This window comes from Ruegeria sp. YS9 (assembly GCF_024628725.1).
GTDB classification, from domain to species: Bacteria; Pseudomonadota; Alphaproteobacteria; order Rhodobacterales; family Rhodobacteraceae; genus Ruegeria; species Ruegeria atlantica_C.
Genome location: NZ_CP102410.1, coordinates 212,475 through 228,448, shown reverse-complemented (window position 1 = coordinate 228,448; position 15,974 = coordinate 212,475). Strand labels below are relative to the sequence as shown.

The following is a 15,974-nucleotide window of genomic DNA, read 5'->3' as shown; positions in this document are numbered from 1 at the left end:
CACACGACCATGACGGAAAACACCGCCCATCAGGCAGGCAGGCCGAGCTTCGGCCCCGCTGCCGAAACCGTTTTGACACGACGGGATTTCGATCGCGCAGCAAGGGAAATCACCCAATGGGAGGGGTATGCGCCCACGCCGTTGCATTCCTTGCCCTCGTTGGCAGCCGAGATCGGCGTCGCGGAGGTCCACTACAAGGATGAAGGTCCCCGGTTTGGGCTTGGCAGTTTCAAGGCATTGGGGGGGGCCTTTGCCGCCTTGCGTGTTCTGCAACGTGAAGTATCGCGCCGCACCGGTCAGGACGTGTCATTGCAAGATATCCGTACTGGCCGCTGCGCCGACATGGTTGCCAGTATCACGCTTGTTTCGGCGACCGATGGCAACCACGGTCGGTCCCTCGCGTGGGGGTGCAAGCGGTTCGGCGCGCCTTGCCGGATCTACATTCACGCCGAGGTCAGTGAAGGCCGCGCGCAGGCCATGCGCGATCTGGGGGCCGACGTCGTGCGCATCGATGGAGACTATGACGCCTCGGTGGATCAATGTCGGCAGGAAGCCGACGAGAACGGCTGGTTCGTGGTTTCGGACACATCCTGGCCAGGTTACACCGACCCGCCGCGCGACGTGATGTCGGGCTATGGCGTCATGATCAAAGAAGTCGTGAATGCAATGGACACGGCACCGACACATGTCTTTCTGCAAGGTGGAGTTGGAGGGCTTGCCGCGGCAGTTGCGGCAGCATTGCGTCAGGCCTGGGGTGATGCCGCGCCGCGCGTCGTGGTCGTGGAACCGCATCTGGCGGCGTGTCTGTTCGAAAGCGCAAGGCAGGGGCAAGCCGCCTCTGTAGAAATCGATGAAGAAACCATCATGGCGGGTTTGTCCTGCGGGGTGCCATCTCCGATGGCGTGGGAGGTTTTGCGCAGCGAAGCCTCGGACTTTCTGGCAATCGACGATCAGCTGATACCGCCAACCGTCCGTCGCCTTGCGCGTCCGCAAGGCAGTGATCCGGCGATCGAAGCCGGAGAGAGCGGCGTTGCCGGATTGGCCGCATTGATCGAAGCGGCCAACAACCACGAGCTTTTCCAGAAGCTTGGTTTGACGGCGCAGTCTCGTGTTTTGACGATCGGCTCCGAAGGTGTGACGGATCCCGATATCTATGCCCGTATCATGCAAGGCGACGTGTAGCTCAGCCGAAAACCCATTTGAAATGGCCACCAAGACGGTTGAACCCGGCATATAGGCCTGCAACGGAGAAGTACCATCAAACGACATCCCGATGTCGTACGAGTTGTATACAGGTCAGTCCCGCATCAGTAGCCGTTGGCCATGATACGCGCGTTGAATGAAAACTGGGCGCTGTTCCTGGGGATGTTCATGCTGATGGTTGCCAACGGTCTGTTGGCGACGTTGCTGACGATCCGGGGGGCCAGCCTGGGCTTTAGTGACTTCACGATTTCCGTCATGCAGGCAAGCTATCCCTTGGGCGCGCTTGCGGGGACGGCACTTGCCCCGAGGCTGGTCGAAAATGTCGGGCATATTCGGGCATTTTCGGCCCTCGCCTCGCTGGTTTCGATTGCGGCCATTGTGCATCTGCTGACCAGCGACGCGATCAGCTGGAGCGTAATGCGCTTGCTGGGAGGGGTTTGCTATCCAGGGCTCTACGTCATCACCGAAAGCTGGCTGAACGCGAAATCCGAGAACAACATGCGCGCTCAGGTTCTGTCGCTGTATTTCATTATCCAGCTTGCCGGCCCGGCGCTTGGCACCGCCATAGTCGGCTTTCCCGACCCCACCGGCAACCTGCTGTTCGGCCTTGTTTCCATCCTGATTTCGCTTTCGATCGTGCCGCTTCTTCTGTCGGGCAACAAGGCGCCGGAATATGCCGCGCCGGAACGCATGTCGGTTCCCGTGCTTTACAAGGTTTCGCCCATCGCAGTCATCGGCATCGTTCTGGTCAGCATCGGTGTCGCGGCGTCCTATATCTCGTTGCCGCTTTATGCATTGCAAAACGGCTTTACGACGGCGCAGGCGTCAGGGGCGCTGGTGGCGGCGCTGATCGCCGGTGCGGTGGTGCAATACCCAATCGGCTGGCTGTCTGGTCACACCGACAGACGCTATGTGGTCATCGGGCTGGGTGTCGTTACGACCCTGTCCAGTCTTTGGATGGCCATCGACACGTCTCCGTCTCATATCGTCTATGGTTTTGTACTGATCGCAATCGGGCTGTATCCCGCGTATTCGATCCTGACGGCGCATGCCAATGATCAGCTCAAGCTGTCTCAGATCGTTCCGGCCAGTGGCACGATGGTGCTGTTGCTGAATGTCGGCCTGCTGGTGGGAACCATGCTGGGGCCGAACTCTATCTCATTGTTCGGCGGGCGCGGTCTTCAGTTTCTTCTGGCGGCTATCGGTATTGCGGTCGCCCTTTTCGCATTGATCCGGCGTGTTCAGGTGGCCGCGCCCGCCGACACCGGCGATGTGCAGGTCGTGGGGATTATCGGCACCGGGCAACCCGGGGTTTTGCAGGCCGAAACCTGGGTTCAGGAAGAAGAAACCAGGGCAAACGCGCAAACTTCATGACAGTTTTGGCTCTGGCGTTATGAAGCCTCGGGATTGCCCGTCGCGGAACCAGTTGGTCCAGGTCGGGTGACAGGCATTACGCACTCCAGTCCGTATGGACCAACAGATGATCCGGGGCGTTTCCCATCCCGCCATCCGAGATATATCGGTCAAAAAAATTGCTTTGTGCAGCAGGGATAGGCGGCGCCGTTAAAAAAGGAAATATGTTCATGCTGCGGGTAAAGGCGGTCCTCGTGTGTTATGCACAGGTCAATTCCCGTGTCCGGGAAACACACCCGAATCCGCGCCATGGCGGGCGCAACCCGGTTTTGGGCCAAGGACTGAAGAGCACTGACGGGGATGTGGGATCAGGCCTCGATCTCCATCGGCTATTCTGTTGCGCCGGATACCGCTGTCAGAGATCCAGAGATCACCGGTGCCCTGTCGACACTGGCAGCCATCGAAGTGAAGGACGCCTGCCAGGCAGTCGAATTGCGCGCGCACCAGTGATCAATCGGTGCCGTTTCTGCAAGATATCAATCTCGGGTCCCGGAGGTTTCGGCACCCTGGATGCCGACCGTCCGCTTGCCAAGGAAATCGAAGAGGTGGCAAAGGTTGTCCGTCCGCTTCATTTGGAAGAAATCCCTGTTTGACATAGAATTAGGCGCATTTCTTCATTCGCTTGACGGCACAGGATCAGAGGATTCTGAAACAGCGTATTTCTGACCGCTTAAAACTGGTCGACGGGTTGGGCCGGTCAAAGCAGGCAGGAAGCCGATGATAAATGCCGTCCAGCCTGCGCACCATAAAGCCGCGCCCGCGAGTTCAACCTGAAGATCCGGGAAGATCGGCACAGCCAACCGCACCACGGCCGCCAGCCAGACCAAAGCAAGGCCAGTGATGAACCCAAGGTTGGCCTGCATTCCACCTGTATCCGAATGCGCCGCCGCTCTGCCCGAGATGGCCATGATCAGCCCGGACATCCCGCCGATGGTGATCGCATGGAGAGCGGCACTTGCTGGATAAAGTGTCGGGACAAGCCCCGATACCCCTACAACCAAAAGCCCGATCGGCAACCATAAGAAAGATATGTGAAGCGCCACGAGCAGAAAGTTGGAACGCACCCGCAGTGTTCGCCATCCGAGCATTTCCCAGCACAGCACCAAGGCCACAGCGATCATCGCCAGATTTGCAACAATGGTCCATTCAAACAGTTGGGCAAGGATGCTGGAAATCAACCCTGTCTGAACCAGAAACACCGCAAAGGGCAATCCTTGCCTGAGGTCGTTCAAATGGCCGGTTTGAAGCATCCAGTTTGCCGAAAAGGCCGGAATGGCGCGCATTGCGATACTGTTCATCAGCATGACCAGTCCAATGAGCAGCCCATGAACCATGTCCAGACTGACCCACAGAGCCCCGGCCCCAATGGGCCACAAAAACAGGATTTCCCCGATACCAAGCCCTATGACAGTGCAAAAAAAGCCGAGTTTTCTGTATGCTCTGGCCGGGAACAGATGGGTGCCCATTACCGCAGCCAGCAGCACGAAATAACCCGCGTTCAGAGCGATTGGCACAGCCGGGGCCACATCACACATCAGCGCGGTCGATACCCGAGCGGACAGCCAAAAACCCAGCAGCCATTTCAGGGGTGTCCCCTGAATCGGTGGCTTTCCTGTCCAACCGGGTAATGCCGTCAGAAGATACCCACCAATGGCCGCTCCGGCAAAACCAAAGATCAGCTCGTGGATATGCCAGAGGACCTCCGGCGTACATGCCGGACCGGGAAGTCCAAAGGCTGTCCCAAGAGGCCACCAAGCCACCGTAATCAAAGCGCTGACATACGAGGCCAGAAACAACGGGCGGTAAGGGGCTTTCCAGAACGCATCAAACGCCCTGCCCCCACCCGCCGATGTGATCATAAGGCAGCAGACCCGGTACCGGAATCGCCCGACCATTCAGCGCCAAAGGACCCCGTCAGAAATCCGTCGCTCAACCGAATGGCAGGATCAGCGCCTCGCAGGGCGCGCTCAAGTTCGCCCTGGGGAAGATCGCCGTCGATACGTTTTCGATACAGTTCGCACAGCTGATGGAAACCGCCAGATTGCGGCGACAGACGCAATGCCGAGATGCCAGCCTGTTGCAGCAGGTCGATCTGATGGTCCGTACAGGCATGGCTGTCTGACAGAGTCTGCACCCCGTTCATTGCCATGAACGGCTTGCCGTCACCGGTAAGAACGTCCAACCCATCAGGATCGTCTTCGCAGGCAAACTGGCAATTGTCCTTGCTGCGCCCATGCAATCGCGCGTGGTAACAGCGCCCGGAAATGGCCAGCGGCAACCTGCCATGCCCCCATATTTCGATCGCGACATCCAAGTCCGATGCAGCTTGCGCCAACGTTTTGACCGAAGCGATGGGCAGTTCCGGCGGAAGACACACCCGGCGCGCACCCCGAGCTGCCAACCATCTCAAAGTGCCTTCGTTGTAGACATTTACCAACGGGCCAACGGCAAACGTGCAGGTGCCGGGCAAATGTGCCAGCGCGGTCAGATCGTTGATCTCGACCGTGACGCCCATGTCTGCAAGATCAGCCGTCAGTTTGCGCTCGCGTTTCAGGGTCACAAGGGCCAGGCTTGTCAGTGCAACCTCTTTGCCCGCTTCGACCAATCGGGAAATCGCCTCGGGGATACGATCCTGATAAAATGGCAAGCGCTTGGAACAGACCAGTTCTCCGAGCACGACGCGGTCGACGGGGGATCGGGCCAGATCATCGTAAAACGCAGCCCAGGTTTCGGCGGGCCAGAAGAACTGGTTCGGGCCTACTGTCAGTTCCATCGGATCACCTCCACGTCTTTTTGTAAGCGCCGGTCGTCATGGCCTGCCCTTCGGACAATCGCGCCAGCATTCCTTCAGGCATCGGCTGGCCTGACTCCAGCGCATCGACCGCAGCGCGAAAATTCCGAACGACCTGTGCGACATAGGATTTGGACCGTTGGCGCCCTTCGATCTTCAAGGCTGTCACACCTGCCTTTTGCAATTGCGGGATCAGCCGTTCTGCGTTCAGGCTGACGGGATCCTCGAACAGGTGCCCGGTTTTTTCACTTGCGGAAAAACACCCTTTGCACAAAGTCGGATAAGGTGCGGGCTCATCCCGTTCGACCCGGTGGATCAGGTACCCGCCAAGGCGCGCGTTCAACGCGCCCTGCTCTTCTTGATACTGCACATGGCTGGCAGGAGAGCAGACACCGTTCATGTTTGGCGACAACCCGGTGGCATAAGAGGACAGCGAGCATCGCCCCTCGGCCATGACACAAAGACCACCGAACACGAAGACTTCGGTTTCGACGTCGGTTTCAGAGTTGATCGCGGCAATTTCCGGCACGGACAAAACGCGCGGCAAGACCACCCGTTTCACACCGAATGTTTCGGCATAGAAATTGATCACGTCAGCATTGGCCGCCGCGGCCTGCACGGACAGGTGCCTGCGCAATCTGGGATGGTGTCGCGCGGCGTAGTCCAGCAAGCCCAGATCGGCGAGAATGACAGCATCTGCACCGCAGGTTTCGGCATCCGCCACCGCTTGTTTCCAGATCCCTTCACTGCCCGCCTGCGGGAAAGTATTGATTGCAACCAACACCTTCGATCCGTGATCATGGGCAAAGGAAATTCCGGCCCGCATTTCAGCGCGGTCAAAGTTGAGCCCCGGAAAGTTCCGCGCATTGGTTTCATCATTGAACCCACAATAGACCGTGTGGGCCCCGGCCTTGACAGCTGCACGCAGGGCCGCGGGCGTTCCCGCCGGGCAAACGATTTCCATTACCATAGGATCGCGTCCTCGGGTCGGGTCAGGCACAGGCCGGTCCGACGCTCTGCAAAGGCGATGATCTGCTTCAGCGGGCGTGCAAGCGGGCCGGAAAGGGTTGCGGCCTCGTGCGCGAGGTCCAGCTCTGCGTCGTCAATTGCGTTGCGCAGCGCCAGTGCCGCGGCTGTGTCGCCCTCGATCACCAGATCGCGTGAAAAGAACAGGGCATCCCCGTCAAACGCACCATGCACCAGCCCCAGCAGCGCGGCCAGCGGGCCTGATATTCGCGCAGCCCCAGCCACGCGCCCTCGGCTCAGTCTTATTCTCGGCGTGCCACCATTCGGTTCGAGCAGAAGGACAACCGGCAGATCCGTTGGATCAAGCACAAAGGCTGCCCGGCTGTACTCACCGAGCCGGTTGAGCAGGTCGGGGTGTTTCTTGGTTATTTTGCGGGAAAACACTGTCAGTGACAGCGACAAGGGCGCAAGCGGTACAAACCGCAGGGCCGCGGCCAAAGCGGCAGGGCATTGCGGTATCGGGTTTCGGGGATCGGACAAACAGACCTCCTGCTGTCTCAATAAAGTGAACCGGTGCGGCCTTCCTAAAGCCGCCCCGGCGCCCGGGACTTGACGGTTGTCAATTCGACCGGCCTCTTTCGTTGCTAGAGGGTGGGCACCACCGCCGGAGCAAACCCATTCGCACTCTGCCGCCATATCCCAGCCTTCGACATTTTCTGAAATGGTGTCAGGAAACAGGGCAGTTCAGGCGCATCCCTGACCCGGTTTCCGTGTGCCATCAAATGACCGCCGTCCACCGCGCCGTGTTGGAGGCCAATGGGCCGGTGTTGCAGTTTGACACACCGACAGGTGTGCCCTCGGGGCAGTGCGACATACCGGTTGTGGTCAACCTGTTCGGAACTACGGAACGCGTCGCCGCCGGACTGGGCGTTTCTTCCGAAGGGCTGGATGATCTGGGCGCATTTCTGGCTGCGCTTCGGGCCCCGACGCCCCCGGACGGGTTGCGGGATGCGCTGTCCCGGTGGCCGATGCTGAAGGCCGCATTGTCCACGCGACCGAAGCAGGTCAAAACCGCCGTTGTTCAGCAGGTTTGCCACCGCGGGGCCGATGTTGATCTCTGTGCGCTGCCGATCCAGACACATTGGCCCCAGGACGCGGGGCCTCTGATCACCTGGCCCGTGGTCATCACCCGGCCCCGTGGCAGCGAACCCGACGCGGCACAGACCTACAATGCCGGCGTCTATCGCGTTCAGGTGCTGGACCGGAACCGTCTGATCATGCGCTGGCTGCCACATCGCGGCGGGGCCGCTCATCATCGCAGTTGGGCGCGGCACGGCGAAAAAACGCCGGTCGCGATTGTTCTGGGCGCAAACCCCGCGACCTTGCTGTCGGCGGCTCTGCCCCTGCCCGAAATGGTGTCTGAGCTGACATTTGCCGGGGCCCTGAACCAGAACCGGCCACGTTTGGTTCCGGCCAAATCCGTCCCTCTGCTTGTGCCGGCAGATGCCGAGATCGTTCTGGAAGGCTGGGTGTCGCCAAACGAGACAGCACCCGAGGGGCCGTTCGGGGATCACACCGGGTATTACAATCCCGCCGAGCCGTTTCCAGTGATGCATGTCACGGCCGTGACCCATCGCGAAGCGCCGCTGTATCTGTCGACCTATACCGGACGCCCGCCGGACGAACCTGCCATTATCGGCGAAGTGTTCAATCGCCTTGCCTTGCCGACCATTCGCGCTCAAATCCCCGAAATACACGACCTCTGGCTGCCGCCTGCCGCCTGTTCCTATCGCATCGCCATCGTCGCCATCGACAAGCGATATCCGGGCCAGGCCCGACGTGTGATGATGGCGCTTTGGGGAATGCTGCCGCAATTCAGTTATACAAAGATGATCGTTGCGGTCGACGCTGATATCGACCCCCGAAACTGGGACGATATCGCCTGGGCGCTTGCCACGCGAATGGACCCGAGCCGTGATATGATGACCCTGGACAGGACACCTATGGATTATCTGGATTTCGCCTCGCCGGAACCTGGTCTGGCCGGAAAGCTGGGCATCGACGCCACGACGAAAACAGGCAGTGAAACACGGCGGGAATGGGGGACGGTCATGCGCACCGACAAGGTTGATCACGCATTTGCGGAAGACCTGATAAACAGATTGATGCCAGAGCTGAGAACATGACGAAAACCCGTGTAGTCTTAGGCGTATCAGGCGCTTCCGGTGCAGTTCTGAGCCTTGCGGTGGCACGACATCTGACATCGGCGGATATCGAAATCGACCTGGTCGTCAGCCCCGCCGCCCGCCTGACGCTTGCACAGGAATGCGGCCCGGATGCCCTGAAGGAACTGCGGCAGTCGGCAACCCGTCATCACGCGCCCGCCGATATCGGGGCCAGCATAGCATCCGGTTCGGTGCCGGTATCCGGGATGATCGTCGCGCCCTGTTCCATGCGCTCACTGGGTGCGATCGCGCACGGACTGGACGACAACCTGTTGACACGCGCGGCCGGCGTTCAGCTCAAGGAACGACGCCCACTGGTTCTGCTGACACGAGAAGCGCCGCTGACACTGGCGCATTTGCGCAATATGACGGCCGCCGCAGAAATGGGAGCCATCATCCTGCCCCCTGTGCCTGCCTTCTATTTGAATCCGGTCAACATAACTGAAATCGCAGATCAGATCGCAGCGCGCGCGGTTGATTGTCTGAAGGTTTGCGAACCGGCCGCGAAACAGTGGCATCCCGGAAACGAGGCGGACCCTGTCGATCGGTCCGAAAGCAAATTTCCTATCCCATAGCCACAGATCGCGGATGAGATCTTTGGCCTCGGGAAAACTTTGATCCGGCGGGCCGGTTGCTTCAGCCGCGCAACCTGCCGCCCAGAGGATCGAACGGCGCTTCTGCCAGCACCCGAGTCTTATGCGGTTTGCCAATCACCTGGATCACCACTTCATCCCCTGGCTGCGCCACGTCGGGGTTGCGGAAACCCAAGGCCAAAGATTTCCCGACTGAATACCCGTACGCACCCGATGTGACACGGCCCACGGGCGCACCATCAGGTGTAAAGATAGGCTCACTGCCAGTGGCGTCGGCATCCTCGGTCACGTCCAGTTCAAAGACGGACAGGACCTCGCGCGGTGCTTTGTCCTTGATGGACAGATAGGCGTCTTTGTGCAGGAAGTCCTTGTCCAGCTTGATCAGACCCGTCAGCCCGACCTCTTGCGGCCAGTATTCCTGAGAATACTCCCGCCCCCAGGATCCATAACCCTTTTCGATGCGCAGCGACCCAAGCGCCCGCCCGCCCACGGGGCCGCCGTCGCAGTCTTTGGCGGCTTCCACCAACGCAGAGTAGAGCGCGACCTGATCGGACTCGGCACAGTGCAGTTCCCAACCCAGATCGCCGGTAAAGCTGACCCGGATGGCCACGCAATCAACACCTGCAACGGTGATCTTCCGGGACCGCATGAAGCGGAATCCTTCGTTGGAAAGGTCAGCATTGGTCAGGCGCGCCAGAGCCTCGCGAGATTTCGGGCCGGCGATGTTGAACCCCGCAACACGGTCTGTTGCGACTTCAAAAGCTGTGCCCTCGGGCAATTCCACCATTTGAAAGAAACGCTGATGATAGCGTTCAGCCATGCCGGAGCCGATCATCATGTATTCGTCTTCGGCCAGCTTGGTGATGGTGAAATCACCCGCCACGCCGCCGCGCACCGAGATCAGCGGCGTCAGGCAACTGCGGCCAACCTCGGTGGGTACGCGATTGGCAACCAGACGATCCAGCCAGTCATAAGCGCCCGGTCCCTTGATCACGTAATTGGCGAAGTTCGAGATATCGATCACGCCCACGCTGTCGCGCAGCATCTGCACCTCGCGCCCGACCGGATCAAACCAGTTCTGACGGGTAAAGCCAGCGGTCTCTTCGGTGCCGGGTTCATCTGCAAACCACAAAGGGTGTTCCCAACCACAGTTGAGACCAAAGACACAGCCCATCTGTTTCTGCATCTCGTAGGCGGGGCGCACACGGGCCGGGCGGCCTGCGCTGCGTTCTTCATTCGGGAAGTGGATTTTGAAGCGATGGGTATAGGCGTCTTCGACCCGGGCCTTGGTGAACTTCTTGTCGGCCCAATCGCCAAAGCGGGCGAGATCCCAGGCGAACATGTCATATTGCGGCTCACCCTCGATCATCCATTGCGCCGCCAGCAGCCCCAGCCCGCCGGACTGCGAGAAGCCGGGGATCAGACCGCCACAGAGGAAATAGTTCTTCAGCTCGGGCACCGGTCCCCACAGCATGTTGGCATCGGGCGACCAGATCATCGGGCCGTTGATCACCCGTTTCACCCCGGCCGTGGCGGCGACCGGCACGCGTTCGGTGGCGCGGATCACGTTTTCCATGATCCGGTCCAGATCGTCGGGGAACAGATCATGGGCAAAGTCGAGCGGCGTGCCGTCTTCGGCCCAGAACTTCATGTCTTTTTCATAGGCCCCGATCAGCAGGCCGTTACCCTCTTGTCGGAAATAATACTCGCCGTCCCGGTCGGCGATAGACGGCAGACGACGGCCCAGACTGGCCACTTCGCCGATGCTCTCGGTCACGAAATACTGATGTTCGGTCGGTTGCAGAGGCAGGGTCAGACCCGCCAGCGCCGCCACCTCGCGGCCCCAGAGACCCGCCGCGTTGACCACCCATTGGGCATGAATGTCACCCTTGGGCGTACGGACGATCCAACTGCCATCGGGTTGCTGTTCCGTGGCGATCACCGGGCAGAACCGTTCGATGGTGGCCCCCATCGCACGGGCCCCGGCGGCATAGGCATGCGGTACGCCGGACGGGTCCACATTTCCGCCATCGGGTTCGTACATGATGCAGCGGATGTCATCGAACTGCGCCAGCGGGTGCAGCTCTTTGGCCTCTTCCCGGCTGACCTCGTGGAAATTCAGCCCATAGAACCGGGCCTTCGCCTCTTGCAGGCGCAACTGCTGCTCGCGCTCTTCGGTCTGGGCCAGATAGAGCGATCCGGGCTGGAACACCCCGCAGCTTTGGCCGGTTTCCTTCTCCAGCTCTTTGTACAGGTTCATCGTATAGTGCTGGATGCGGGTGATATTGTTGTTGTCATGCAGACCGTGGATGTTGGCCGCCGCATGCCAGGTCGATCCGCTGGTCAACTCGTCGCGTTCCAGCAGGATCGAATCCGTCCAGCCAAGCTTGGCAAGGTGATACAGGATCGACGTACCGGCAAGGCCGCCGCCGATGACAACAGCTTGTGCATGGGTTTTCATGAGATATGTCCTTGGATATGGCGCGGCTCAGGCGGCAATTTCTTTCATGACGGCAAGGAATTTGGCGACTTCGCCGATCGAGTTGTAGTGACACATCGAGACCCGCACACAGGCGTCATAGCCAAGCGGCGTCAGGATATTGCCGGAATAGTGATCCGCCTTGCGCAGATGCGTGCGGATACCGTGTTCATTCAGCCGTTTGACGACCTCGGACGAGGCCACACCTTCGACACGCAGCGACACCAGACCTTCTCGGGCCGGGTTGTCGGCCCCGCCCAGAATGGTGACTTTCTCCATCTCGGCCAGGCCGCTCAGGTTGCCGGTGCCGTGGATCATCGCGTCGGTCAGCGCCTTTTCCTGCGCATGGATCGCATCGCCCGCCGCCAGAAACTTGCCGCGCCGGTCTTCGGCATCGCTGACCTGACTGCCCAGCCATTCGAAATAGGACACGACGTCTGACATCGTGGCATATGCCCCGGTGTCGCGCGTGCCCATCTCCCAATTGTCCGCAGGGCCATCCAGCAAGGCGTTGTGGTCCAGCGCGGTCAGCCGGTCAGAGATCCACGCCACTCCGTAACCATGACGCGAAAACACCTTGTAGGGCGAAATCACATAACCATCGACGTCATAGGCGGTCAGATCGATCCGGCCATGCGCTGCGTGCTGGATGCCATCGACGATGATGAAACAGTCCGGAGCCACGGTGCGGATGGCCTGAGAAACCGCAGCGACATCAACGCCCATTCCCGTCACCGGAGAGGTATGCAGGATCGTCGCCACTTTGGTATCCGGTGTCACTGCCGCGGCATAGGCTTCGGCCGAGACGGTACCGGTGGCGTCATCATGGGGCACCAAAACGTGGGTTTGCCCGGAAATGCGGGCCCAACGATCACAGGCCGAACGCGTTGCCGGGTGTTCCAATGTGGATCCCAGCACAACGCCCGGACCCGTTCCCAGACATGCGTTCATGATCAGCCGGAACAACAGCTCTGTGCCGCTTTCACCCACAAAGAACTGCCCGCAGGGTGCGTTCATGAAGTCCCGCAAATCCGCCTTGGCCGCGTTGATCGTGGCAACCAGCGCATGAGATCCCGGATTGTCGCGCCCTTGATTGTCCGGGATGGCGGCATGGCGCACCGAACTTTCCAACACTGAATTCAATGTCAGTGCGCCTCCGGCATTCTCGAAAAAGATCCGCTCTCCCTGTTCGGGGCAATGATCGATCTGGGCAAAGCGGCTGCGGATTTGTTTCAGCAGGCTCTCTGAAATTTGGCTCATGGTCAGTGGTTCTTGTTTCGTTGTGAATGCAAGGCAATGCTTTGCCGAACCTAGAACGGTTCCTGCCGCAAGACATGCAAAAAAAACTGTGGCAAAGCGGTTGAATATTCTTTGCAAGTCGCGCGGGTGCCGGCCAAAGCTTGTCACGACAGATACCACCCGTTGCCGGAGCCGGGACTCCGGGCCTGCGGCAGCGGATGGCATATATCGTTGATTTCCGAGCCATCTGTGGCTGGTTGATTATTCGGGCAAATACTTTTCCGACCATCTTTCAGCGGCCGATCCAGCAGAGATCATCGCGTCGATATCCTCATCTGCATAACCGACGTTTCGCAGAATGCTGCGTGTATCCGCGCCGTATTTCGGCATCGGTCCGGGAATGACGATCCGGGCGCGTTCGGGTCGCACGGCATTTGGGGCAACCAGATCGCACCACCGGCCCATGGGATGCATGTCATGCCGAATGACGCTGAGTGTTCCCCGCGTCAGGTCGATATTTCCGGCACTTTCCGGCTGCAACACGGCGTCGCGCGTGTCATGCAATGATCCCAGAGGCATGACGGTGCTGGCGGAACCGGAAAACGCCTTTTGCCAGTATTCAACAGGTTGCCTGGCAAAATGATCGGCAAGCGCATCCGGCAATTCCTTTTCCGGCATATCGGCCACGCTCGCGAGGTCCGAGACACGGCGCAGGGCTTTGCGTTGTTCGGTGGGTGCGGCAAAGAACATCCACCCGTCCGCCGCGCGGTAACAATGGTAGAATGGTCCCCAGCCCATAGCCGTGCGCCCAGCTGGTTCGTCAAAGGGCGCGCGGCCTTCGAAATCATACATCAACTGCGCCTGAATGAGGTTGCCGGCCGCCGCCAAAGCAGCCCGCGCAATCCCGCCTTTGCCGGTTTTCTGCAATCTCAGCAGGGCCGCGCCAAGCGCAACACATGCGCAATAGCCGGTCAGCACATCAATCGTACCGAAATGCGCATGTTCTTCGGGTGTCGCCATGCCACCGCCAAAACGCACCATGACCCCTGTCGCCGCCTGCGCCAGGTCGTCATACCCCAGATGGTCCGACTTCGGTCCGCGCGCAGGGCCGCCAAAGGCATCGAGTTGCACCAGTATGAGGCGGGGGTTGATCGCCGTCAGCTCTTTTTCGCTCAACCCCAGGGCATCGCGCTGCTCATCCGTGCCGTTCATGGTGACCACATCCGAAGAATCGATGAGCCGCCGCAACGCCTGCTTTCCGTCATCCGAGCTCAGGTTCAGCAAAACGCTTTGTTTTCCACGATGTGCGTGCAGGCCGAAAACCACGGTGTTCCACGGATCGACTGATGGCTCGGCCGGCTGGACGGAAGTCACCTGAGCGCCAAATCGCGCCAGCGTGGACCCAATCGTCGGACCGGCGATCACATTGGTCAGGTCCAGCACCTTCAACCCCTCCAGCCAGCCTTGGCCGCTTGCGGCTGGTGGCCCGCTGCGCGGCGGTTCGGCAAGGATCGTTAAAACGGGTGCGTCATCGGGATCGGGGCCCGGTTTTTTGACCAGCGCAGCGCCATCATCCGCAAGCCACGCAACATTTCCCATCTGCTTCATGTTCCCATGACGCGAGTCCTTTACCTCCAACACCAGACCCGAGGCCAAAGCATGCGGATCGGCCAGCCATTCCTTGCTGAACCTCTGCGCCGTTCCGGGCGCCTTGGCAGACCCCAAAAGCGCTTCCCACTCATGAGAGGGCCTTGTCAGAAAGGCCTTTTTCATCGCCTCGGACACACGCGCGCGATCCCTTGCTCCGACGGGGTAGTTGCGCAATGACCATTCATCCGGCCAGTCTGCGGTATCGAGATAGGCGTCGAAGTCCGGCAATTGATCAGCAAGGTCTTTTAGGCCAAGCGTCTCCAACACCCGCCGCGGATGTGTTTTCACACTGCCCGCCACCACATAGAACCCGCGCCCGTCGGCGCAGGTATAAGTTCGATAGAAAGGGTCCAGGAACTCTTCCAGTTCCGCAAAGCTCAGATCCGTTGGCAAGCCTTCGGCTGCGCGCCTGTCAAGTTCAACTTCGCGCGGAGACTTGTAGCGTTCGGGATAATCTTCAATCTGCTCACAGTTATACACCAACCCCTCCAGCAAGGCCGAAGCCAGAGGCACCTCGATGTGATCGCCTCCGTTCCGGTCACGTGCAGCCAAAGCGAACTGCACGGCCATCGCGCCGAACGAAGCGCCATAGGCGGATGCCAGCGTCAAAGGTGAAAAGGATGGGTTGATGCCCATCAAGCGCCGGTTCAGCCCCATATCCGTGAACTGCCCGGTGCGGGCCGCGATCACGGCTTCCCACGCGGGAAAATGTGCCAGCGCGGGATCGGTCGAGGCAAACCCCGGAAGTGACAATGACACGATGCGCGGATTTATGTCGCGCAGAGCTTTCGGACCCAGGCCCAGCCTCTGCATCACGCCGGGCCGGAAGTTCTCGATCACCACGTCAGCCCGTGCCACCAGTTCGCGTGTGACCTTCAAACCCGCGTCCGATTTGAGGTCGATCGTCACAGCGGTTTTGCCACGGGACAGCATATCAGTGGCCGGTTCTTTCAATCGAGGGCCACAGGGCGGGTCGATGCGGATCACCTCTGCCCCCAAATCAGCAAGCATCATGCCAACCAGGGGGCCAGCCAAATACTGACCGAAATCGAGGACACGAATTTGATCGAGCGGCCTTGCAGTCATTCCTTGCAACCCTCCCAGGGTGTTTGGTGTGTTTGTTGCGAAGCGGCTTGCGGGCATGAGGTCACAACCCCCTGCCCCGAGCAGGCTGAGGTTCCAGGCTTGGGACATAACGCGATCAATGCAACACCTGCCCTTGTTCAACCCGCAACAAGGCGGCCGCGACCGAGCTTCACAGCCTTCTCCGGCGACCGCTGGACGTAGCATGCAGCCGTGCAAAGCCAAGAAGTTGTTCGATTCGACCAAGCTGTGTCGCAAACGAGGAACATCGTTCAAAATTCCACGTTTGACGCATATTTGGAAGCGCTCTGAGCCCCGGATGGAAGCGGGTC

Annotated in this window: 12 protein-coding genes; 5 read left to right on the top strand and 7 right to left on the bottom strand. The window is 59.8% G+C overall.

From position 1 onward, the window contains the following. Positions 1–9 precede the first annotated feature (9 nt). From NOR97_RS17375 to NOR97_RS17365, 3 genes are all read left to right on the top strand, one after another. A complete protein-coding gene (locus NOR97_RS17375) occupies positions 10–1,182 on the top strand; it encodes a diaminopropionate ammonia-lyase (protein WP_257601299.1) in 1,173 nt (390 codons plus the stop codon). 141 nt (positions 1,183–1,323) lie between these two features. Then, positions 1,324–2,577 carry an MFS transporter gene (locus NOR97_RS17370; RefSeq protein WP_257601298.1) on the top strand — a complete coding sequence of 418 codons (1,254 nt, stop codon included), beginning with the start codon at positions 1,324–1,326 and terminating at the stop codon, positions 2,575–2,577. 339 nt (positions 2,578–2,916) lie between these two features. Next, entirely contained in the window at positions 2,917–3,066 is a 150-nt protein-coding gene (locus NOR97_RS17365; protein ID WP_257601297.1) for a hypothetical protein, read from the top strand. A 164-nt stretch (positions 3,067–3,230) separates the two neighbouring features. Here NOR97_RS17365 and NOR97_RS17360 read toward each other — a convergent pair whose 3' ends face one another. Genes NOR97_RS17360 through NOR97_RS17345 form a run of 4 tightly spaced genes read right to left on the bottom strand, consistent with a single transcriptional unit; the run spans position 3,231 to position 6,913 of the window. Continuing rightward, complete coding sequence (locus tag NOR97_RS17360) at positions 3,231–4,475, bottom strand: NnrS family protein (RefSeq protein WP_257601296.1); 1,245 nt, start codon at positions 4,473–4,475, stop codon at positions 3,231–3,233. Then, the gene (locus NOR97_RS17355) at positions 4,472–5,389 is read right to left on the bottom strand and encodes a U32 family peptidase (RefSeq protein ID WP_170347167.1); all 918 of its coding nucleotides are present in this window, start codon (positions 5,387–5,389) and stop codon (positions 4,472–4,474) included. Before NOR97_RS17355 ends, NOR97_RS17360 begins: the two co-directional genes overlap by 4 nt. A 4-nt stretch (positions 5,390–5,393) precedes the next feature. Next, entirely contained in the window at positions 5,394–6,371 is a 978-nt protein-coding gene (locus tag NOR97_RS17350) for a peptidase U32 family protein (protein WP_257601406.1), read from the bottom strand. Continuing rightward, the gene (locus NOR97_RS17345; RefSeq protein WP_306980657.1) at positions 6,371–6,913 is read right to left on the bottom strand and encodes an SCP2 domain-containing protein; all 543 of its coding nucleotides are present in this window, start codon (positions 6,911–6,913) and stop codon (positions 6,371–6,373) included. The genes NOR97_RS17350 and NOR97_RS17345 overlap by 1 nt, the downstream gene beginning before the upstream one ends. Positions 6,914–7,050: 137 nt before the next feature. Between NOR97_RS17345 and NOR97_RS17340 the strand changes: the two genes are divergently transcribed. After that, positions 7,051–8,559: a UbiD family decarboxylase gene (locus NOR97_RS17340; protein ID WP_257601404.1), complete on the top strand. Its 1,509-nt coding sequence runs from the start codon at positions 7,051–7,053 to the stop codon at positions 8,557–8,559. Beyond that, positions 8,556–9,173, top strand: coding sequence for a UbiX family flavin prenyltransferase (locus NOR97_RS17335; RefSeq protein WP_257601295.1), 618 nt, complete (start codon positions 8,556–8,558; stop codon positions 9,171–9,173). Before NOR97_RS17340 ends, NOR97_RS17335 begins: the two co-directional genes overlap by 4 nt. Before the next feature lie 61 nt (positions 9,174–9,234). Here NOR97_RS17335 and NOR97_RS17330 read toward each other — a convergent pair whose 3' ends face one another. From NOR97_RS17330 to NOR97_RS17320, 3 genes are all read right to left on the bottom strand, one after another. Then, positions 9,235–11,652, bottom strand: a complete 2,418-nt coding sequence (locus NOR97_RS17330) for an FAD-dependent oxidoreductase (protein WP_257601294.1) — start codon at positions 11,650–11,652, stop codon at positions 9,235–9,237. Between the two features lie 27 nt (positions 11,653–11,679). Then, positions 11,680–12,930 (bottom strand): aminotransferase class V-fold PLP-dependent enzyme, encoded by a 1,251-nt coding sequence (locus NOR97_RS17325; protein WP_257601293.1) that lies wholly within the window; start codon positions 12,928–12,930, stop codon positions 11,680–11,682. Positions 12,931–13,170: 240 nt separating this feature from the next. Beyond that, entirely contained in the window at positions 13,171–15,645 is a 2,475-nt protein-coding gene (locus tag NOR97_RS17320) for a CoA transferase (RefSeq protein WP_257601292.1), read from the bottom strand. Between the last annotated feature and the right edge of the window lie 329 nt (positions 15,646–15,974).

What these genes read in the sequence shown, in the direction of transcription:
- NOR97_RS17350 (WP_257601406.1), bottom strand. Translation starts at nt 6,371, where the DNA reads ATGGAAATCGTTTGCCCGGCGGGAACGCCCGCGGCCCTGCGTGCAGCT.
- NOR97_RS17355 (WP_170347167.1), bottom strand. Translation starts at nt 5,389, where the DNA reads ATGGAACTGACAGTAGGCCCGAACCAGTTCTTCTGGCCCGCCGAAACC.
- NOR97_RS17375 (WP_257601299.1), top strand. Translation starts at nt 10, where the DNA reads ATGACGGAAAACACCGCCCATCAGGCAGGCAGGCCGAGCTTCGGCCCC.
- NOR97_RS17335 (WP_257601295.1), top strand. Translation starts at nt 8,556, where the DNA reads ATGACGAAAACCCGTGTAGTCTTAGGCGTATCAGGCGCTTCCGGTGCA.
- NOR97_RS17360 (WP_257601296.1), bottom strand. Translation starts at nt 4,475, where the DNA reads ATGATCACATCGGCGGGTGGGGGCAGGGCGTTTGATGCGTTCTGGAAA.
- NOR97_RS17370 (WP_257601298.1), top strand. Translation starts at nt 1,324, where the DNA reads ATGATACGCGCGTTGAATGAAAACTGGGCGCTGTTCCTGGGGATGTTC.
- NOR97_RS17365 (WP_257601297.1), top strand. Translation starts at nt 2,917, where the DNA reads ATGTGGGATCAGGCCTCGATCTCCATCGGCTATTCTGTTGCGCCGGAT.
- NOR97_RS17325 (WP_257601293.1), bottom strand. Translation starts at nt 12,930, where the DNA reads ATGAGCCAAATTTCAGAGAGCCTGCTGAAACAAATCCGCAGCCGCTTT.
- NOR97_RS17320 (WP_257601292.1), bottom strand. Translation starts at nt 15,645, where the DNA reads ATGACTGCAAGGCCGCTCGATCAAATTCGTGTCCTCGATTTCGGTCAG.
- NOR97_RS17330 (WP_257601294.1), bottom strand. Translation starts at nt 11,652, where the DNA reads ATGAAAACCCATGCACAAGCTGTTGTCATCGGCGGCGGCCTTGCCGGT.